This window comes from Stenotrophomonas sp. SMYL11, from assembly GCF_036320005.1.
Classification (GTDB): domain Bacteria; phylum Pseudomonadota; class Gammaproteobacteria; order Xanthomonadales; family Xanthomonadaceae; genus Stenotrophomonas; species Stenotrophomonas maltophilia_A.
Window position 1 is genome coordinate 1 of record NZ_JAWIRS010000027.1, and the last position, 18,774, is coordinate 18,774.

The following is an 18,774-nucleotide window of genomic DNA, read 5'->3' on the forward strand; positions in this document are numbered from 1 at the left end:
CCGCCCCGCCTCCGACAGATTTCTGCGATTTGGTAGATCCACGCCATGCGTGGATGAATCTCCATCGAGTTCGAATATTTCGACAATCGAACAAAGAGCATCCACGCATGGCGTGGATCTACAGAATGCAATGCCGACAGATCGCGGAGATTTGTCGAAGGCGGGGTGGGTCCGGTTGAGGGGGCGTGAGCCGCATGGATGCGGCGACCGAGCTTACATGGGTGAGGGCGCTTTGCTTGCGAAGCACTGCTTCGCAAGCGCCCGAACGCACAGCCGCCAGCGGCTGGGCCGGGCCCCGGAGGGGGACTTGCAGCGTCCCCCGCAACCGGACCCACCCCGCCTACCCACAGGTAACCCGCTTCTGCTTCGGCTGTTGCTGTTGCCTTGGTTCGTAGCAGGTGCAGGGCGCAGCCCTGCCGACCCACCCTAATCTTCGACCGGGAACTCCTCGATCGGCTTAAGTACATCGTAGTGCTCGCGATGCAGCTTGCCCTTCAGCTTCGGCAGCTCCGGCAACGGTGCATCCACCCGCGTGTCCGGCAACCGGTCCAGCAGGTTGCGCACCAGCGTCAGCCGGCCCAACCGCTGGTCGTTGAAATCCACCAGCGTCCACGGTGCCGCCTCACGATGCGTCGCGCGCAGCATCGCCTCGCGGGCCTCGGTGTAGGCGCTGTACTTGCTGCGGGATTTCAGATCCACCGGCGACAGCTTCCAGCCCTTCAGTGGATCGACATGGCGCTCGGCGAAGCGCTTTTCCTGCTGTTCCTGGTCCACACACAGCCAGTACTTGAACAGCAGGATGCCGTCGTCCACCAGCAGCTGTTCGAACACCGGTGCCTGGTGCAGGAACTGCTGGTACTCGGTCTCGCTGCAATAGCCCATCACCCGCTCGACGCCTGCACGGTTGTACCAGCTGCGGTCCATCAGCACGATCTCGCCGGCGGCGGGCAGGTGCGAGGCGTAGCGCTGGAAGTACCACTGCGTGGCTTCGCGGTCGGTGGGCTTCGGCAGTGCCACCACCCGGCATTGACGCGGGTTGAGGTGCTGGCTGATGGCCTGGATCGCGCCGCCTTTGCCTGCGGTATCGCGGCCTTCGAACAGCACCAGCAGGCGTTGCCCGCTGTGCTGCACCCAGCGCGCCATCGCGGTCAGTTCCAGCTGCAGCGGCAGCAGCAGTTCGTCGTAGTCCTTGCGCTTGAGCTTGGCCATCATCACACCACGCGGGGAGGAAGCCCGAGCGTAGCGCACGGATCGCTCAGGCGATGTCGAGGCCCTGCCAGCCATGCTCGCCGGCCAGCCGCTGCAGCAGCGCCGACAGGTCGCCGGCGAAGCCGGCCATATCGAACAGGCCACTGTCTTTGCGTGCCAGAGCCAGTTCAGCGCGCAACGCTGCCAGTGCTGGCGGGTCGTTGCCCAGCGCGCTGGCGGTAGCGATGAATGCCGCATCGTCGGCGACATTCATCCGTGCCAGCCCCAGATGGTGATTGAGGCTGCCGGCCACGCGCGCGGCGAAGGTGTCGCCGGGGCAGGTCAGCACCGGGCAGCCGGCCCATAGTGCGTCGGACGCGGTGGTGTGCGCGTTGTACGGATGCGTGTCGAGGAACAGATCGGCCAGCGGATAGCGAGCCAGGTACTGCGGATGTGGCAGCTTGGCCATGAACACCAGGCGTGCCGGATCCAGGCCAGCGGCCTGTGCGGCGCTGCGCAGGCGCACATCGGCCTGGCCGGGGCCGGACAGCAGCCACAGCACGCTGCCGGGCACCGCCTGCAGCACCGCGAAGGCGCGGCCCATGCTGCGTGGATTGAGCTTGTAGCTGTTGTTGAAGCAGCAGAACACCACGCCCTGTTCGGGCAGGCCGCACTCGGCCCGGGACGGTGCCGGTTCCAGCAAGCGGGTGTTGTCCGAGGGCTGGAACGCACGCGGCAGGCGCAGTACGCGCTCGCTGTAGTGGGGTTCCAGTGACGGCGGCAGAACGAAGCTGTCGCCGATCACCGCATCCAGCCACGGGGCGCCGGACGTGCCGGGATAGGCCAGCCAGTTCAACTGCAGCGGGGCAGGGCGCATCGCCAGCACTTCCGGCGTACCGCCGCCGCCCCAGCCGCGCAGGTCGAACAGCAGGTCGATGCCCTGTGCGCGGATGCGTGCAGCAGTGTCTGCATGGCGCAGCGCGGCCACATCATGCAGCTGTGCGGCCACCTGCAGGCGCTGGCGGATGCGGCTGCCGTCATCCTGGTTCAACGCGAACAGGTGCAGCTGCAACGCCGGGTCATGACGCAACTGCTCGAACAGGGCCACGGTCAACAATCCAGTGGGATGGGCGCCGAAACCATTGGAAAGGAAGCCGACCCGTAGCGGGCCCTGGGAACGCACTTTCACTGGCGGCAACGGCCGCACTGAAGCGGCAACGGCGGATGCACGGGCACGCGCGCAGGCCAACTGCTCGGCTGCGCTGGCATCTTCGCTGAGGAACGCGAACGGTTCGACCACGCCCTGACCAGAGGCAAGTGCACCACGTACCTGTGCCGCCAGCGCGTCCACGTCCTGCCAGTCGCACAGGCGACGCTGCCAGGCCAGGCGCTGGGCGGCGATATAGGGTTCGCTCGGCATCAGCGCGTGCGCACGGCGATAGGCTGCCGCCGCGCCTTCGGCATCATCGGCATCTTCCAACGCATGGCCCAGCCACAGCGCAATGCCCGGGTGCTGCGGGGCCAAGGCCGAGGCCTGGCCGAGCAGCTTCGCCGCATCGGCATGCGCGCCGGCCATCCAGGCCACGCGACCCAGCCGTGCCAGTGCTTCAGGGTGGTTCGGACGCAGCTGCAGTGCACGGCGCGCGGCCTGCTCGCCGGCGGCGATGTCGCCTGCTTCCAGTTCCAGGTCCGCCAGCATCACCCAGGCGACGAAGTCGCCCGGCTGGCGTGCAATCGCCTGTTGCAGGTGCTGACGCTGCTGCCAGGCCGTCATCGTGCTCAGCCCGCTGACAGCTGGGCCAGGGCGTCGACCTGGTGCTCGTGGCTGAGCCGCTGCAGCAGCGGGTCGAGGTCGCCGGCCAGCACGTTGGGCAGGTCGTACAGGGTCAGGCCTTCCACGCGGTGGTCGGTGATCCGGCCCTGGGGGAAGTTGTAGGTGCGGATGCGCTGGCTGCGGTCGCCGCTGCCCACCTGCAGGCGCCGCGATTCGGCCTGTGCGGCATCCTGGCGCTGGCGCTCGGCGTCCAGCAGCTGCGCCTTCAGGCGCTTCATCGCCTTGTCGCGGTTGGCGTGCTGGCTGCGCTCGGTCTGGCACTCCACCACCACGCCGGTCGGCACATGGGTGATGCGGATGGCCGATTCGGTCTTGTTGACGTGCTGGCCGCCGGCGCCGGAGGAGCGGAACGTATCCACCTTCAGGTCGGCCGGGTTGATCACGATGTCATCGACTTCGTCGGCTTCGGGAATGATCGCCACGGTAGCCGCCGAGGTATGGATGCGGCCCTGCGATTCGGTGGCCGGCACGCGCTGCACGCGGTGCGTGCCCGATTCGAACTTCAGGCGCGAGAACGCGCCGCGGCCGACCACGCGTGCCACCACTTCCTTGTAGCCGCCATGCTCGCCGGGGTTGTCCGATTCGATCTCGACCTTCCAGCCCTGGCGTTCGGCATAGCGGGCGTACATGCGGAACAGATCGCCGGCGAAGATCGCTGCTTCGTCGCCGCCGGTACCGGCGCGCACTTCCAGGAACAGGTTGCCCTCGTCGCGCGGGTCGCGCGGCACCAGCAGCAGGGCCAGCTCCTGTTCCAGTTCCTGCAGGCGGGCTTGGGCCGCGGCGATTTCCTCGTCGGCCAGTTCGCGCAGGTCCGGGTCGGCACGCATGCCTTCGGCCGCGGCCAGGTCGGCCTTGGCACGGGATTCCTCGGCCAGGGCGATGGCGATCGGTTCAAGTTGGGCGAATTCGCGCGAAAGATCGCGGAAACGGGAGTTGTCGGCGACCACATCGGGTTCGGCCAGCAGGCGTTCCAGTTCTTCGCGGCGCTCGGCCAGCGCTTCCAGCTTACGGCGCAGGGTCGGCGTCATCGGGTCTCACGGGTGGGTGGCGGTAACCCGGCGTGGCCGGGAACAGGCGCTCGGCGGCGCGGGTCAGATCGGCATCGCCACTGAGCGCGGCCGCGCGCAGGGCGGCGGTCGGCGGGTGTAGCAGGCGGTTGGTCAGGCCATGGGCCAGCAGTTCCAGCACTTCATCGGCCGGCTTGCCATTGGCCAGCTGCTGGCGCGCGCGTTCCAGCAGTTCGGCGCGGGTGGCCTCGCCGAAGGCGCGCAGCTGCCGCAGCGGGGCCTGGTGGGCGCTGGCCTGCAGGGTTTCGACGAAACGCGAGACCTGCAGGTCGATGATCGCCTCGGCCTCGGCGGCCGCCTCGCGGCGGCCGCGGCGGTTGTCTTCCACCGCGCGTTCGAGATCGTCCACGGTGTACAGGAAGGCATCGTTGAGGGTGCCCACCTCGGCTTCGATATCGCGTGGCACGGCCAGATCGAACAGCAGCATCGGCTTGTGCCGGCGCGCGCGCAGGGCCTTGGCCACCATCTCGCGGTGGATCACCGGCTCGCGCGCGGCGGTGGCCGAGAACACCACGTCGGCCTCGGCCAGATGGCGTTCCAGTTCGGTCAGCGGCAGGGCCACGCCGCCATGGCGGCTGGCCAGTTCCTGCGCATGGGCCAGGGTGCGGTTGGCGATCAGCAGGCGGCGCACCTTGCCCTCGCTCAGGTGCCGTGCAGCCAGCTCGATGGTCTCGCCGGCACCGACCAGCAGCACCGTCGAATCGTCCAGGCGGGCGAACGCATTCTGCGCCAGGCGCACGGCGGCCGAGGCCACCGACACCGGATTGGCGCCCACCTGGGTATCGGTGCGCGCACGCTTGGCCACCGAGAAGGTCTGCTGGAACAGCCGGTCCAGGCGCTGGCCCAGCAGGCCGTGGTCGCGCGCGGTGGACCAGGCGTCCTTCACCTGGCCCAGGATCTGCGGTTCGCCCAGCACCATCGAATCCAGCCCGGTGGCGACCCGGAACAGGTGGCGGACCGCATCGGCATCGGCGTGCTTGTACAGATAGCCCTGCAGATCGCCAGCCTGGCTGTGCAGCCACTGGTCCAGCGCCTGTGCCGAATCGGCCACGGCGTACAGCTCGGTGCGGTTGCAGGTGGACAGCAGCACCGCCTCGGCGATCTGCGGAGTATCGCGCAGCGAACCGAGCGCGCGCGGCAACGCCTCACCGGCGAAGGCCGCGCGCTCGCGCAGCTCCACCGGTGCGGTCTGGTGATTCAGTCCGAGCACCCACAGGGTCATTGTTCAGTTGCTTGCGATAAGCTGCTGGCCATTGGACGACATTTTAAGGCTCCGATGCCGACGATGCCCGCATTGATTCGCATCCCCAGTGTTCTGCTGCTGTCCCTGGCCTGCAGCCAGGCCCTGGCGGCGGTGCCGGCCAAGGCCCCCGTACGGGCCCCGGCCACTGAGGAACTGGCGCTGGAACCGGTGATGGCCGGTGAGTTCGCCCTGCAAGCCGGCAAGCTGGCCGAGGCCGCGCGCTGGTATCTGCAGGCGGCCCAGCAGACCGACGGCGACGCCGGCCTGGCCGAGCGCGCGACCCGCATTTCCATGCTCGCCAACGACGACGCCAGCGCCGCCAAGGGCCTGGCCCTGTGGCAGCAGCGCGCCCCGCGCTCGTTGACCATGCGCAGTGCGGCCGGTGCGCTGGCCATGCGCCAGGGCGATGTGAAGGCTGCCCGCACCGAACTGCAGGGCCTGCTGGCAGACCCCGACGAGCGCGGCTGGAAGTTCGCCCTGGCCGCACTGATCGGTGGCGGCCGTGATCCGGCGGTGCCCGCGCAGGTGCTGGGTGAGCTGGTCGACGCCAATGCCATTCCGCCGAAGATCGAAGCCTGGCAGGAGTTTGGCCGCCTTGCCCTGCGCATGGAAAAGCCCGAGCTGGCCCGGCGCATGATCGATGAAGTGGTCAAGCGCTTCCCGGAAGAGCCACGTGTGGCGCTGCTGCGTGCCAGCCAGCTGCAGCAGGCGGGCGAGACCGGCAAGGCGTTGTCGCTGCTGCACGATGTGGAGCCGAAGACCCGCCAGGACCCGGAACTGCGCAATGCGGTGGCCATTGCCTATGACAGCCTCGGCCAGCCGTCCGCCGCCGAGCGCGTGCTGGCGTTCGGCCCGCAGGACGTGCAGACCTGGGGCATGCGCGCCTCGCTGCTGGCCAAGCAGGGCGACAAGGCCGCGCTGTCCAATCTCTACAACGAACTGTCGCGGCAGGCGGCCAAGCCGGACCCGGCGCAGCGCCTGCTGCTGGGCAAGATCGCCGAGTACCTGAAGCGTTATCCCGAGGCGGTGCAGTGGTACCACAGCGTGCCCGGTGGCGATGAGCTGAGCGAAGCGCGCCTGCGCGCAGCCAATGCCCAGGCCCTGGCCGGGCGCCTGCCGCTGGCGCTGGAAGAAGTGCATGCGATCCAGTCCGATGCGGTGGTCGACGACGATGTGCGCCGCGACGCCTACCTGCTGGAAGCCGAGCTGCGCCAGCGCGCCGACGACAGTGCCGGTGAACTGGATGCGCTGGCCCGCGGTCTGGCCGCTTACCCGGATGACAACGGCCTGCTGTACGCCCGTGCGCTCACCTGGGAACGCCGCGACGACATCCCGCGCGCCGAGGCAGATCTGCGCAAGATCCTGGTGACCGAGCCGGAGAACGTGCCTGCTTTGAACGCGCTGGGTTACACCCTGGCCGACCGCACCGGCCGCCTGCAGGAAGCGCTGGAGCTGATCGATCGCGCCCGCGTGGCCGAACCGGACAACGCCGCCATCGTCGACAGCTATGGCTGGGTGCTGTATCGCCTGGGTCGCAAGGAAGAGGCACTGGTGCAGCTGCGCCGGGCCTGGACCCTGGCCAAGGACCCGGAGATCGCTTCGCACGTTGGTGAAGTGCTGTGGGTGCTGGGCAAGCACGATGAGGCCCGTCATTTCTTCGAGGAAGCGGCCAAGCTCGACCCTGAAAACCGCGCGCTGCTGCGCGCCCGCGAGAAATTCAATCCATGAGTGTTTCCCTGATCCGGCCGCTGCTGTTGGCGGCCGCGACCCTGGCGGTCAGCGCCTGCACCAGCGTGGGCACGCAGAAGACCCCGGCGCCGGCGGTGGTCGAGATCGTTTCGGCCGAAGCGACGCAGGCCGAGGCCGCACGCGTGGCCGCGCTGCAGGCACAGCCGGACTGGGCCTTCCAGGGCCGGGTCGCGGTCAGCAAGGGCAAGGACGGTGGCAGCGGTCGCATCGACTGGAAGCAGGAAGGGCGCCGTTATGTAGTCGAGCTGAGCGCGCCGGTGACCCGGCAGAGCTGGAAGTTGACCGGCGATACCCATTCCGAAGCCGGCCGCCTGGAAGGGCTGGCCGGCGGGCCGCGTGACGGCGAGGACGCCCAGCAGCTGCTGCTGGAGGCGACTGGCTGGGACATCCCGGTCAACCAGCTGCCGGAGTGGATCCGTGGCCTGGTGGCCGGCGACGCCGCTGGCCCGGAGAAGGTCGAGCGCGACGGTGAAGGCCGGCCGCGTCGCATGCAGCAGATGGGCTGGCAGGTGCAGTACCTGGACTGGTACCCGGCCGATGCCGGGCGCCCGGCGTTGCCGCGCCGGATCGAAGCCAGCAATGGCGACGCCAAGGTACGCCTGCTGGTGGACCAGTGGGGGCAGAGCGCGCCATGAGCGGGACGGTCGACGACGCGGGCTGGTCCTGGTGGCCGGCCCCGGCCAAGCTGAACCTGTTCCTGCACATCATCGGCCGCCGTGCCGACGGTTACCACGAGCTGCAGACCGTGTTCCGCCTGCTGGACTGGGGCGACCGCATCGGTCTGCGCCTGCGTGAAGACGGCCAGGTGCGCCGTGAGGGCGAGGGGCTGGCTGGCGTCGCCGAGGCCGATGATCTGGCGGTGCGTGCCGCGCGATTGCTCAAAGAAGTGGCAAATGTCGCGCAAGGCGCGGACATCATCGTTGAAAAGCATGTATCTGCCGGTGGCGGCTTCGGCGGCGGTTCGTCCGATGCGGCTACCGTGCTGGTGGTGCTGAACCGACTCTGGCAGGCGGGCCTGGATGAAGACGCGCTTGCCGCGCTGGGCCTGCGCCTGGGCGCGGACGTGCCGGTGTTCGTGCGCGGGCGCAATGCCTGGGCCGAAGGGGTGGGCGAGCGCCTGCGGCCGATCGTGCTGGAACCGGCCTGGTACGTGGTGGTTGAACCGGGCGTTCATGTTCCCACACCGGCCCTGTTCGCAGACCCGGATTTGACGCGCGACAGCCCAGTGGCGAAAATAGAGGACTTCGCTTCCGGAACCTTGGTCGGGAACGCGTTCGAGCCGGTGCTGCGCCGCCGTGAGCCTGCCGTCGAGGCAGCGTTCGCAGCGTTGAGCGACATCGGCACGGCGCGGCTGACCGGCTCGGGAAGTGGTTGTTTCGTCGAGTTCGCATCGCAGTCTGCCGCAGAGCAGGGACGGTCGAAGTTGCCGAAGGAGTTGCGGGCAAGGGTGGCAGCGGGCGTTGCGCGTTCGCCACTGCTGGATGCACTCGAGCAACACTGATTTATCAATGCAGGGGCGTCGCCAAGAGGCCCAAGGCACCAGGTTTTGATCCTGGCATTCGTAGGTTCGAATCCTACCGCCCCTGCCAATAGCGGCTGTGTCCGCGCCTTCCAGCGCATCACCTGCGCGGGACGTGGAAACAACCGCGGTGTTGTCAGCAGCAAGGGTCCATCAGGGTCCTTGCCGACTCCGGATCCCCGCCACTCGTCCCCGCCCGAGACAATCATGATGCAAGAGTCCCCGAACCTGCTGGTCTTTTCCGGCAACGCCAACAAACGTCTGGCGCAGAACATCTGCAAGGAACTGGGGGTTCGCCCGGGCAAGGCGCTGGTCTCGCACTTCTCCGACGGTGAAGTGCAGGTGGAAATCGAAGAGAACGTCCGCAAGCAGGACGTGTTCGTGATCCAGCCGACCTGTGCGCCGAGCGCGGAAAACCTGATGGAACTGCTGGTGCTGATCGACGCGCTCAAGCGCGCATCGGTGGCCAGCGTGACCGCTGTGGTGCCGTACTTCGGCTACTCGCGCCAGGATCGCCGCATGCGTTCCTCGCGCGTGCCGATCACTGCCAAGCTGGCGGCGAAGATGTTCAGCACCGCTGGCGCTGATCGCGTGCTGACCGTCGACCTGCACGCCGACCAGATCCAGGGCTTCTTCGATATTCCGGTGGACAACGTGTATGCGTCCCCGCTGCTGCTGGCCGACATCTGGCGCGCCTACGGCACCGAGAACCTGATCGTTGTGTCGCCGGACGTGGGCGGCGTGGTCCGCGCCCGTGCGGTCGCCAAGCGCCTGGATGACGCCGATCTGGCGATCATCGACAAGCGCCGCCCGCGCGCCAACGTCTCCACCGTGATGAACATCATCGGTGACGTCGAAGGCAAGACCTGCGTGATGGTCGATGACATCGTCGATACCGCTGGCACCCTGTGCGCCGCTGCCGCTGCCCTGAAGGCGCGCGGTGCGCTCAAGGTCGCCGCCTACTGCACCCACGCGGTGCTGTCGGGCCCGGCGGTGGACAACATCACCAATTCCCAGCTCGACGAGCTGGTGGTGACCGACACCATCCCGCTGAAGGACGCCGCGCGGGTGTGCAGCAAGATCCGCCAGCTGAGCGTGGCGGAAATGCTGGCCGAAACGATGCGCCGCATCGCCTTCGGCGAGTCGGTCAGTTCGCTGTACGTCGACTGAGCTTTTCGCCCCTGCCGGCAACGGCGGAGGCATACCCCGGGTGCTTCTGGTCGCGGAAGCACCTTCAACCGCCACGCCGCAGGGCGAGGCAACAACCTGAGTAGTCGAAAATGTCGAAGACCCATGAAATCAAGGTCACCAAGCGTGAACTGCAGCGTAAGGGTGCGAGCCGCCGCCTGCGTCACGCTGGTGTGATCCCGGCCATCGTGTACGGCGGCAACGCCGAGCCGGTCGCCATCAGCCTGGACCACAACGAAATCTGGCTGGCCCAGCAGAACGAGTGGTTCTATGCCTCGATCCTGGACCTGAACCTGGACGGCCAGGTGCAGAAGGTCCTGCTGCGTGACATGCAGCGCCACCCGTACAAGCAGCTGATCATGCACCTGGACTTCCAGCGCGTGAACGAGAACGAAGCCCTGACCGCTTCGGTCCCGCTGCACTTCATCAACGAAGACACTTCGCCGGCCGGCAAGGCTGCCGACGTCGTGGTCACCCACGAACTGAAGGAAGTGACCATCACCTGCCTGCCGAAGGACCTGCCGGAGTCGATCGAAGTCGACCTGGGCGAGCTGAAGGCCGGTGACGTGGTGTACCTGTCCGACATCAAGCTGCCGAAGGGCGTGGAAATCCCGGCCCTGGCGCTGGGCAAGGACCACGACGACGCCATCGTCACCGCCAAGGCCGGCAAGGCCGACGCGGCTGACGAAGAAGCGGCTGCCGCCGAGTAATACCGCTACGGTGCCTGCCTCCGGGCAGGCACCGTATTGGAAGGAACCATGGCAGGACTGCGACTGATCGTCGGTCTGGGCAACCCCGGATCGGAACACGCCCGGACCCGGCACAATGCCGGGTTTCATTTCGTTGAGGCCCTGGCGGAAAAAGCCGGTGCGCGATGGAATGTGGACAGCAAGCTGTTCGGTGAGACCGCCAAGGTCGAGATCGCCGGGCAGACGGTGTGGCTGCTCAAGCCCGCCACCTTCATGAACCTCAGCGGCAAGTCGGTCACCGCCGCACAGCGGTTCTGGAAGATCGAGCCGGAAGAAACCCTGCTGGCCCACGACGAACTGGACCTGGCGCCCGGCGTGGCGCGGCTGAAGTTCGACGGCGGCCACGGCGGCCAGAACGGCCTGCGCGACACCATCCGCCTGCTTGGCCACGGCAAGTTCCATCGCCTGCGCGTGGGCATCGGCCATCCCGGCCACAAGGACCGCGTGGTGGGTTGGGTGCTTGGCCGCCCGTCGAAGGACGACGACGTGCTGATCGCGCGCGCCATCGATGATGCGATCGACGTGCTGCCACTGGCGGTGCAGGGCGATTTCAGCGAAGCGATGAAGCGGCTGCACACCCCGAAATAGTGCTTCTGGTAGGTGCCAACCTTGGTTGGCACACAAAGATCGGCAACGCACAATCGGCAACACCGAGATGGATTGGCCAAGCAGCGCGCGCGCTGTTTCACCAATCACTTTCACCCCAGAGAGCTGTCACCCATGGGTATCAAATGCGGCATCGTCGGCCTGCCCAACGTCGGCAAGTCGACCCTGTTCAATGCGCTGACCAAGGCGGGTATCGCCGCGGCGAACTTCCCGTTCTGCACCATCGAACCGAACGTCGGCATCGTGCCGGTGCCGGATCCGCGCCTGAACGAGCTGGCGGGCATCATCAACCCGCAGAAGGTCATCCCGACCGCGGTCGAGTTCGTCGACATCGCCGGTCTGGTCGCCGGTGCCGCCAGCGGTGAAGGCTTGGGCAACAAGTTCCTGGCGCACATCCGTGAAGTCGATGCGATCACCCACGTGGTGCGCTGCTTCGAGCACGGTGACATCGTGCACGTGGCCGGCAAGGTCGATCCGATTTCGGACATCGAAACCATCGACACCGAGCTGGCGCTGGCCGACCTGGATAGCGTCGAGAAGGCGCTGAACCGCGCCGAGCGTGCGGCCAAGGGCGGTGACAAGGATGCAGCGGCGCGCAAGCCGGTGCTGGCCAAGCTGCAGGCGGCGCTGTCCGACGGCAAATCCGGCCGCTCGGTCGGTCTGGATGAGGAAGAGAAGGCGCTGGTCCGTGACCTGTTCCTGCTGACCCTGAAGCCGGTGATGTACATCGCCAACGTGCTGGAAGACGGCTTCGAGAACAACCCGCACCTGGACGCCGTGCGCGCCCACGCTGCCGCCGAAGGCGCGCAGGTGGTGCCGGTGTCGGCTGCGATCGAAGAAGAGCTGTCCCAGCTCGATGACGAAGACCGCGACACCTTCCTGGCCGACCTGGGCCTGAGCGAGCCGGGCCTGAACCGCGTGATCAACGCGGCCTACAGCCTGCTGGGCCTGCAGACCTACTTCACCGCAGGCGTGAAGGAAGTCCGCGCGTGGACCGTGCGCAAGGGCGCCACCGCCCCGCAGGCGGCCGCGGTCATCCACACCGACTTCGAGAAGGGCTTCATCCGCGCTGAAACCATCGCGTATGACGACTTCATCAAGTACAAGGGCGAAGCCGGCGCCAAGGAAGCCGGTCGCCTGCGCCTGGAAGGCAAGGAATACCGCGTGCAGGAAGGCGACGTGCTGCACTTCCGCTTCAACGTCTGATCCAGCAGCAACGGATCGACCCCGGACGCCCCGCCTTGTGCGGGGCGTTCGCGTTTCTGGTGATGGACAAAAGAGCACCAGGCTGCGAAATGCTTGCGGTGTGATGTTTGGCGGCACTTGTCCACAGCAAACTCCCGTCGCTCTCCACGCCGGATGTGGAAAACCGTGGGGTCGGATCCCTTTCCACGGGAAAGGGCTCCGACCCCGATCAGTGCAGTCGGACCGTGGACAAAATTTCACCACGCTTCGAAACGCCTGCGCTGCAATGCTCGCGCCCACTTGTCCACACCAAGTTCCCATCGCTCTCCACGTCCGGTGTGGAAAACAGTCGAAGGGCATGGACAAAAAGTCACCACGCCCGGAAACGCCTGTGAGACAAGGATCGCGCCCACTTGTCCACACCAAGTTCCCATCGCTTTCCACGTGCGGTGTGGAAAACCCGCGTGGCCCGCTCTGGTAGTCGCCCACCTTGGTGGGCGCGTGGAAGATCAGTGCCCACCAAGGTGGGCATCTACCAGAGCCAGGTTCCCAAACAACAAGGCCCGCCAATGGCGGGCCCCGTCGTTCGTGTCCTGCGTAACCGCGCTTACAACGCGCTGCCACCGAACTTGTGGGTGTACTGCAGGTTGATGGTGCGGCCGACGCTGTCGAACCAGGACACGTCGTAGTACGGATACGCGGTGTACGTGGCGTCCTTCGGCGGCATCTTGTTGAAGACGTTGACCACCGACAGCGACAGGCGCGAGTGGTCGTCAAAGCGGTACTGCAGCGACGCGTTGTAGCGGTAGGTCGCCTTGATGTACGGGCTGTCGCCGCTGTCCCAGTCGAACACCTGGTCGTAGCTGTCCGAGGTCGGCAGCTTGCCCAGGCGCGAACCATAGACCGTGGCCGACCACGCATCCTTCTCCCAGGTCACGCTCAGGCTGGTCTTGGTACGCGGGATGTCGAAGTTGCTGTTGACCGCGAACTGGTCCTGGATCGGATCACCGGGGTAGCGCTGGAAATCGTGCTTCTTCACCCAGGTGTGGGTGCCGTTGAGGATGAAATCACCGATGCCGGTCTGCAGGCGGTAGCGCAGGCCGACGTCGATGCCGGAGGTCGATTCGCGGGCGACGTTGATCGGGGCGACACGCACGCCGTACAGGCGGCCATCACTGGTGCGGGTAATGCGGTCGAGCGCATCCACGCAGGTCGGCGAGTTGATGTCCGCAGTACCCAGGCGGCAGTTCGCTTCGCTGGCCAGGATCGTGCGCACGTCCATGTCCTGCACCTGCTTGCGCATGTCGATGTCGAACCAGTCCACCGACAGGTCCAGGCCGATCGCCGGCGACCAGACGAAGCCGGCACTCCACGAGGTGCTGGTTTCCGGGTCGAGCTGGCGGTTGCCGGTGCGGCTGCGGATCAGGTTGTGCTCGTAGTCGGAACAGTCGACGGCATCGTCGGCGCGGCAGCTGTACAGGTCCACTGCGCTGGTCTCGTCGTTGCCCGGGCCGGCGAACACGTAGTGCAGGTCCGGTGCGCGGAACGCGGTGCCATACGAACCGCGTACCAGAAGCGTGTCGATCGGGCGCCATTCCAGGCCGCCGCTCCAGGTTGCCTTGCCGATGGTGTGGCCGGAATAGCGGTACTGGTCGTAGCGGCCTGCCACGCTCAGGTTGACCGTCTCGTGCAGTGGCATGCGCAGCTCGGCCGCCGTGGCCCAGCGGTTGCGCGAACCGTTGCCGTCCGAATCCTTCCAGCTGTAGTAGTAGTACTGGGTTGCCAGCGGATCGGGATTGAGCGAGTACGCCTGCTGGCCTACTTCCACGGTCGCGGCGAAGCCGGCATCACCGCCCGGCAGGCCGAACAGCGCGGAATTGGTCAGCGTGAACGCAGCCGTCTCGGTGCGCGACTTCGGGGTGTAGGTGGTGCGCGCCGCGATCGAATCGTACTCGGCGCGGGTCAGCGGCCGGTACAGGCGCGACGGGTCGGCGTTGTAGATCGGGAAACCGTCGTCATCCACGCCCAGCTGCGGGCCCAGGAACAGGTCATTGGCTTTGGCGGCGATGATCTGTGCCCAGCTGATCCGCGACTGGTACTGCGAATGGCTCAGGGCCGCTTCGTAGTCCCAGTTGCCGGCCAGGTTGCCCTTGAAGCCGGTGGTCACGCTGAAGGTCTTCTGCGTGCTGCGCACCATTGCATTGCGCAGGCCGCCCATCTCCTCGGGCGAGAACTGGCGCTGCCAGAACTCGATCTCGCCGGTGGCCTGGTTGTTGAAATAGCCCGACTCATCGCCGTTGGCGTCCATGCGGCCCCACTTGGTGACGTCGCGCATCAGCGACATCGTGTGGTAGCCCAGCTGCACATCGGCGAACCACTGCTGGCCGTTGTCGAAGTCGTAGCTCAGCGATGCGTAGCCATTGGCGCCACGGCGCTTGCTGAGGATGGTGCCGTAGCCGATCGAGCTGTCGCTGCCGCAGTAGTAACCGTAGCGCGGGCGGTAGGCGCGGTAAGTGCTGCCCTGGTTCTGCCCGGCCAGCGCTTCGCAGGTGGCCGCGCCCGGATCCAGGTAGTCGTCGTTGTAGTCCGTGCGCAGGTAAGCGCGGCGTGCGATGCGCGAGCCCTCGGTGGGGCCGTCCCGGGTCGAATCCTGGATGTCGCGCTCGTACGCCCACAGCGGGGTCTGCGACTGCAGTTCAACGCTGTACACCGCGTTGAAGTTGCCACGGCTGAAGCCACTGGCCAGGCTCATGTCGAACGACTCGCCACCGCCTTCGCTGGTGGTGCCCATGCGCATGTCGACGGTGGTGCCGTCGGCCTTCTTCTTCAGGATGAAGTTGACCACGCCGGCGATCGCGTCCGAACCGTAGATGGCCGAGGCACTGCCGGTCAGCACTTCGATGCGCTCGATCATGCCCAGCGGGATGTTGGAGACATCGGTGAAGTTGCTGCGGCCCTTGAACGGCATCGGGAAGTCGGCGATGCGGCGGCCATTGACCAGCACCAGCGTGTGGTTCGGGCCCAGGCCGCGCAGGTCCACCTGCTGGGCGCCCGGCGAGAAGTCGGCGCCGCTGGACGACTGCTGGCTCTGCGTCTCACCGCCGTTCTGGGTCATCGAGCGCAGCACGTCGGGCACGCTGGTGAAGCCGCTGGAGCGGATCTGCTCGGCGCTGATCACAGTGATCGGGGCGGGGCCTTCCACCTGGGCGCGCGGAATGCGCGAACCGGTGACCTGCACCGCATCCAGTTGTTGAACCGAAGAGGAAGCCGGTGCCTGGGCCGCCGCGGAAGCAGCCACGCCCATCAACGCCAGCTGGATCGACCACGCCATCGCCTGTCTACGCATTGGGAATTCTCGGAAATGAAGCCGGCCCGCAGAGGAGGGGCCCTGTCCCCCATTCAGATTTCCGGAATGGGCGCGCGCATTTAACGCCTTTTTTATGTCCTTGACTACTGGGTGCCTATCTGGCAAAGAGTGAAAACGCTTGCAAGTCGATTCTGTTCAGGGAGATCAAGATGCGACGCCTCCATCGCACCCTGCGTGCCCCCTTCGCCTGGCTGGCGCTGCTGGTGTTGGCCGTGCCGTTGGCCGCGCTTGCGCAGGACCTGCAAGGCCCGGGCTTCGCCTACTACGAAGCCGGGGATCTCGACGCACCCCGGCCCGGCCCGCGCGCACCAGCGATGATGCTGATGGGCGGTGGCGAATGGGTGCCGGAGGCCTTTCACTGGTGGCTGAAGCAGGCCGGTAACGGCCGCGTGCTGATCCTGCGCGCATCTGGCAGTGACGAGCTGCAGGACCGCCTGTATCGCGAGATTGGCGGGGCCACCGCAGTGCAGACGCTGGTCTTCGACAGCCGCCGCGGCGCCGACGATCCGGCCGTGCTGCGCGTGGTGGCTGCGGCCGATGCCATCTTCATTGCCGGTGGTGACCAGTCGCGCTACATCCGCTTCTGGAAAGGCACCGCGCTGAACCGCGCACTCAATGCCCACGTGCGCGCCGGCAAGCCGATTGCCGGCACCAGCGCCGGGCTGGCGATCCTGGGCGGCTATGCCTATGGCGCGTTGGACGGCGGCAGCATCAGCTCCGCCGGTGCGCTGGCCGACCCGATGGGCAGCGCGGTGACCATGGACAGCGGTTTCCTGCAGATGCCCTATCTGCAGCGCGTGGTCACCGACACCCACTTCGACAAGCGCGACCGCCTCGGCCGCCTGATCGTGTTCGTCGCCCGCGCCGTACAGGACAGTGGCGACCCGGACATCGTCGGCATCGGCGTCGACGAGGACACCGCCCTGTGCGTGGAGCCGGATGGCCAGGCGCAGGTCTACAGCGCTGACGGCGAAGGCAAGGTCTGGGTGGTCAGCCCCGGCCGTGATGCCGACCGCCTGGTCGAAGGCGAGCCGCTGCGCTTCCACGCCGTGCCGGTGACCGTGGTCGCCAGCGGCAGCCGCATGCGCCTGGATGACTTCCAGGCCGACGCCGACTACCGGGCGATGGCCGACGTCAGCGACGGCGAGATTGAGTTCACGCTTCGATAGTGCCGGCCGCGGGCCGGCAACTCGCCTTCCCTGATGCGCCCCTTGCCGGCCAGCGGCCGGCACTACCCTGCAATCCATTCCCTCGTTCTGCTGGAGACGTACCCGATGAAACTGCGCCTGGCGCTGTCCGCACTGTTGTCCCTGCCCATGCTTGCCCAGGCCGCACCGGCGGCTTCACCGCTGCTGGTCATCCACGGCGGCGCCGGCGTCGAGCGCAAGGACCTGTCGTCGGCCGAGGAAAAGGCCGCACGTGACGCGCTGCGGGCGGCCCTCTTGAAGGGGCATGCGGAGCTGGCGGCGGGTCGCCCCGCGTTGGCTGCAGTCACCGCTGCGATCACCGTCCTGGAGGACGATCCCACCTTCAACGCCGGCAAGGGCGCGGTGTTCACCCACGACGGCCACAACGAGCTGGATGCGGCTGTCATGGATGGCGCGAGCCAGGCGGCGGGCGCGGTGGCGGGCGTGCAGCGGGTGCGCAACCCGATCCTGCTGGCGCAGGCCGTGATGCAGAAGTCCAGGCACGTGATGATGGTCGGGCAGGGTGCCGAAGCCTTCGCGGTCGAGCAGGGGGTGTCTCTGGTCGATCCCTCTTATTTCCGTACAGAAAAGCGTTGGCAGCAGCTGCAGCGTGCACTGAAGGAAGAGGCCAGCGGCCAGGCGCATGCCGATCTGGAGACCGCAAAGCATTTCGGGACCGTCGGTGCAGTCGCATTGGATGCACGGGGGCACCTGGCCGCCGGTACCTCCACCGGCGGCATGACCAACAAGCGCTATGGCCGGGTGGGTGACTCGCCGATCATCGGTGCAGGCACCTGGGCCGATGCGCGCTGTGCGGTGTCGGGCACCGGCTGGGGCGAGTACTACATCCGCACCGCGGCCGCGCACGAGATCTGCGCACGCATGCGCTACCAGGGGCAGACCCCGGAGCAGGCCGGCAAGGGCGTGATCAACGAAACGATTCCGCAGATGGGCGGCGATGGTGGTGCGATCGTGCTCGCTGCAGACGGAAAAATGGCCACGCCGTTCAACACCCAGGGCATGTATCGGGGCTGGATCGGCGCCGACGGTGTCCCTCATGTCGCAATTTTCGCCAGCGAGACCCTGCCGGTCCCTGGGCAATAACCTTGCGTATCAATGGGTTTGCGACAGCGTGTGAAAAAAGTGGAAAAAAGCGTTGACAGCCCCCCGTCCCATCAGCAGAATAAGCGGCTCACCACCACACACCGCAACGCTTCGGCGGCAACGGAATGGGGTGGTAAGGAGGGATACCCAAGCGGCCAACGGGGGCAGACTGTAAATCTGCTGGCTTACGCCTTCGGTGGTTCGAATCCACCTCCCTCCACCAGTTTCACGTTGTGACATTCCCGGCGCGGGAGTAGTTCAATGGTAGAACCTCAGCCTTCCAAGCTGATGGTGCGGGTTCGATTCCCGTCTCCCGCTCCATTGAATGAACTTTGAATATTATCGAGTTCATGTCATAATGCAAAACTCGGCTCACGTAGCTCAGTCGGTAGAGCACTTCCTTGGTAAGGAAGAGGTCGAAGGTTCGATTCCTTTCGTGAGCACCATCTTAAGCATCACCTCTCAGACGAATTCGAGATAAGCAGCCATGGCCAAGGGTAAGTTCGAGCGCACCAAGCCGCACGTCAATGTCGGCACCATCGGTCACGTCGACCACGGCAAGACCACGCTGACCGCCGCACTGACCAAGATCGGTGCCGAGCGCTTCGGTGGCGAGTTCAAGGACTACTCCTCGATCGACGCCGCGCCGGAAGAAAAGGCGCGTGGTATCACGATCTCGACCGCGCACGTCGAATACGAATCCCCGGTCCGTCACTACGCCCACGTCGATTGCCCGGGCCACGCTGACTACGTCAAGAACATGATCACCGGTGCCGCCCAGATGGACG

The 18,774-nt window shown here is 66.6% G+C and carries 15 protein-coding genes and 4 tRNA genes; 14 read left to right on the top strand and 5 right to left on the bottom strand.

Going from position 1 to position 18,774, the window contains the following annotated elements; genetic code table 11:
• Window positions 1-426: 426 nt before the first annotated feature.
• Genes ppk2 through hemA form a run of 4 tightly spaced genes read right to left on the bottom strand, consistent with a single transcriptional unit; the run spans window position 427 to window position 5,311 of the window.
• Window positions 427-1,209 carry a polyphosphate kinase 2 gene (gene ppk2 / locus V3B46_RS21525; RefSeq protein WP_154262417.1) on the bottom strand — a complete coding sequence of 261 codons (783 nt, stop codon included), beginning with the start codon at window positions 1,207-1,209 and terminating at the stop codon, window positions 427-429.
• Window positions 1,210-1,255: 46 nt separating this feature from the next.
• Complete coding sequence (locus tag V3B46_RS21530; protein WP_329892866.1) at window positions 1,256-2,962, bottom strand: O-linked N-acetylglucosamine transferase, SPINDLY family protein; 1,707 nt, start codon at window positions 2,960-2,962, stop codon at window positions 1,256-1,258.
• Between the two features lie 5 nt (window positions 2,963-2,967).
• Window positions 2,968-4,050, bottom strand: coding sequence for a peptide chain release factor 1 (gene prfA / locus V3B46_RS21535; protein ID WP_329892867.1), 1,083 nt, complete (start codon window positions 4,048-4,050; stop codon window positions 2,968-2,970).
• Window positions 4,028-5,311 carry a glutamyl-tRNA reductase gene (hemA, locus tag V3B46_RS21540; protein ID WP_329892868.1) on the bottom strand — a complete coding sequence of 428 codons (1,284 nt, stop codon included), beginning with the start codon at window positions 5,309-5,311 and terminating at the stop codon, window positions 4,028-4,030. Before hemA ends, prfA begins: the two co-directional genes overlap by 23 nt.
• A 63-nt stretch (window positions 5,312-5,374) precedes the next feature.
• Between hemA and V3B46_RS21545 the strand changes: the two genes are divergently transcribed.
• From V3B46_RS21545 to ychF, 8 genes are all read left to right on the top strand, one after another.
• Complete coding sequence (locus V3B46_RS21545) at window positions 5,375-7,060, top strand: tetratricopeptide repeat protein (protein ID WP_195763241.1); 1,686 nt, start codon at window positions 5,375-5,377, stop codon at window positions 7,058-7,060.
• Entirely contained in the window at window positions 7,057-7,716 is a 660-nt protein-coding gene (gene lolB, locus V3B46_RS21550) for a lipoprotein insertase outer membrane protein LolB (RefSeq protein WP_329892869.1), read from the top strand. The genes V3B46_RS21545 and lolB overlap by 4 nt, the downstream gene beginning before the upstream one ends.
• Window positions 7,713-8,582 carry a 4-(cytidine 5'-diphospho)-2-C-methyl-D-erythritol kinase gene (gene ispE / locus V3B46_RS21555; RefSeq protein ID WP_329892870.1) on the top strand — a complete coding sequence of 290 codons (870 nt, stop codon included), beginning with the start codon at window positions 7,713-7,715 and terminating at the stop codon, window positions 8,580-8,582. Before lolB ends, ispE begins: the two co-directional genes overlap by 4 nt.
• A gap of 11 nt (window positions 8,583-8,593) precedes the next feature.
• Window positions 8,594-8,670, top strand: a tRNA-Gln gene (locus tag V3B46_RS21560).
• A gap of 140 nt (window positions 8,671-8,810) precedes the next feature.
• Complete coding sequence (locus V3B46_RS21565; RefSeq protein ID WP_005415400.1) at window positions 8,811-9,770, top strand: ribose-phosphate diphosphokinase; 960 nt, start codon at window positions 8,811-8,813, stop codon at window positions 9,768-9,770.
• Window positions 9,771-9,880: 110 nt separating this feature from the next.
• Window positions 9,881-10,498 carry a 50S ribosomal protein L25/general stress protein Ctc gene (locus tag V3B46_RS21570; protein ID WP_065178966.1) on the top strand — a complete coding sequence of 206 codons (618 nt, stop codon included), beginning with the start codon at window positions 9,881-9,883 and terminating at the stop codon, window positions 10,496-10,498.
• 48 nt (window positions 10,499-10,546) lie between these two features.
• A complete protein-coding gene (gene pth, locus V3B46_RS21575; RefSeq protein ID WP_049422892.1) occupies window positions 10,547-11,125 on the top strand; it encodes an aminoacyl-tRNA hydrolase in 579 nt (192 codons plus the stop codon).
• Window positions 11,126-11,257: 132 nt separating this feature from the next.
• Window positions 11,258-12,349: a redox-regulated ATPase YchF gene (gene ychF, locus V3B46_RS21580; RefSeq protein WP_329892871.1), complete on the top strand. Its 1,092-nt coding sequence runs from the start codon at window positions 11,258-11,260 to the stop codon at window positions 12,347-12,349.
• 586 nt (window positions 12,350-12,935) lie between these two features.
• Here ychF and V3B46_RS21585 read toward each other — a convergent pair.
• Window positions 12,936-15,674 (bottom strand): TonB-dependent receptor plug domain-containing protein, encoded by a 2,739-nt coding sequence (locus tag V3B46_RS21585; protein ID WP_329892872.1) that lies wholly within the window; start codon window positions 15,672-15,674, stop codon window positions 12,936-12,938.
• A 170-nt stretch (window positions 15,675-15,844) separates the two neighbouring features.
• Between V3B46_RS21585 and V3B46_RS21590 the strand changes: the two genes are divergently transcribed.
• From V3B46_RS21590 to V3B46_RS21615, 6 genes are all read left to right on the top strand, one after another.
• Window positions 15,845-16,864, top strand: a complete 1,020-nt coding sequence (locus V3B46_RS21590) for a cyanophycinase (protein ID WP_329892873.1) — start codon at window positions 15,845-15,847, stop codon at window positions 16,862-16,864.
• A gap of 105 nt (window positions 16,865-16,969) precedes the next feature.
• On the top strand, window positions 16,970-17,986 hold the full coding sequence (locus V3B46_RS21595; protein WP_154262429.1) for an isoaspartyl peptidase/L-asparaginase family protein: 1,017 nt from the start codon (window positions 16,970-16,972) through the stop codon (window positions 17,984-17,986).
• 137 nt (window positions 17,987-18,123) lie between these two features.
• Window positions 18,124-18,209, top strand: a tRNA-Tyr gene (locus V3B46_RS21600).
• Window positions 18,210-18,233: 24 nt separating this feature from the next.
• Window positions 18,234-18,307, top strand: a tRNA-Gly gene (locus V3B46_RS21605).
• A gap of 49 nt (window positions 18,308-18,356) precedes the next feature.
• A tRNA-Thr gene (locus tag V3B46_RS21610) sits at window positions 18,357-18,432 on the top strand.
• Window positions 18,433-18,473: 41 nt separating this feature from the next.
• Window positions 18,474-18,774: GTP-binding protein (locus tag V3B46_RS21615; protein WP_245176712.1), on the top strand; the 301-nt coding region annotated here is incomplete at its 3' end.

What these genes read in the sequence shown, in the direction of transcription:
- ppk2 (WP_154262417.1), bottom strand. Translation starts at nt 1,209, where the DNA reads ATGGCCAAGCTCAAGCGCAAGGACTACGACGAACTGCTGCTGCCGCTG.
- V3B46_RS21530 (WP_329892866.1), bottom strand. Translation starts at nt 2,962, where the DNA reads ATGACGGCCTGGCAGCAGCGTCAGCACCTGCAACAGGCGATTGCACGC.
- prfA (WP_329892867.1), bottom strand. Translation starts at nt 4,050, where the DNA reads ATGACGCCGACCCTGCGCCGTAAGCTGGAAGCGCTGGCCGAGCGCCGC.
- hemA (WP_329892868.1), bottom strand. Translation starts at nt 5,311, where the DNA reads ATGACCCTGTGGGTGCTCGGACTGAATCACCAGACCGCACCGGTGGAG.
- V3B46_RS21545 (WP_195763241.1), top strand. Translation starts at nt 5,375, where the DNA reads ATGCCCGCATTGATTCGCATCCCCAGTGTTCTGCTGCTGTCCCTGGCC.
- lolB (WP_329892869.1), top strand. Translation starts at nt 7,057, where the DNA reads ATGAGTGTTTCCCTGATCCGGCCGCTGCTGTTGGCGGCCGCGACCCTG.
- ispE (WP_329892870.1), top strand. Translation starts at nt 7,713, where the DNA reads ATGAGCGGGACGGTCGACGACGCGGGCTGGTCCTGGTGGCCGGCCCCG.
- V3B46_RS21565 (WP_005415400.1), top strand. Translation starts at nt 8,811, where the DNA reads ATGCAAGAGTCCCCGAACCTGCTGGTCTTTTCCGGCAACGCCAACAAA.
- V3B46_RS21570 (WP_065178966.1), top strand. Translation starts at nt 9,881, where the DNA reads ATGTCGAAGACCCATGAAATCAAGGTCACCAAGCGTGAACTGCAGCGT.
- pth (WP_049422892.1), top strand. Translation starts at nt 10,547, where the DNA reads ATGGCAGGACTGCGACTGATCGTCGGTCTGGGCAACCCCGGATCGGAA.
- ychF (WP_329892871.1), top strand. Translation starts at nt 11,258, where the DNA reads ATGGGTATCAAATGCGGCATCGTCGGCCTGCCCAACGTCGGCAAGTCG.
- V3B46_RS21585 (WP_329892872.1), bottom strand. Translation starts at nt 15,674, where the DNA reads ATGCGTAGACAGGCGATGGCGTGGTCGATCCAGCTGGCGTTGATGGGC.
- V3B46_RS21590 (WP_329892873.1), top strand. Translation starts at nt 15,845, where the DNA reads ATGCGACGCCTCCATCGCACCCTGCGTGCCCCCTTCGCCTGGCTGGCG.
- V3B46_RS21595 (WP_154262429.1), top strand. Translation starts at nt 16,970, where the DNA reads ATGAAACTGCGCCTGGCGCTGTCCGCACTGTTGTCCCTGCCCATGCTT.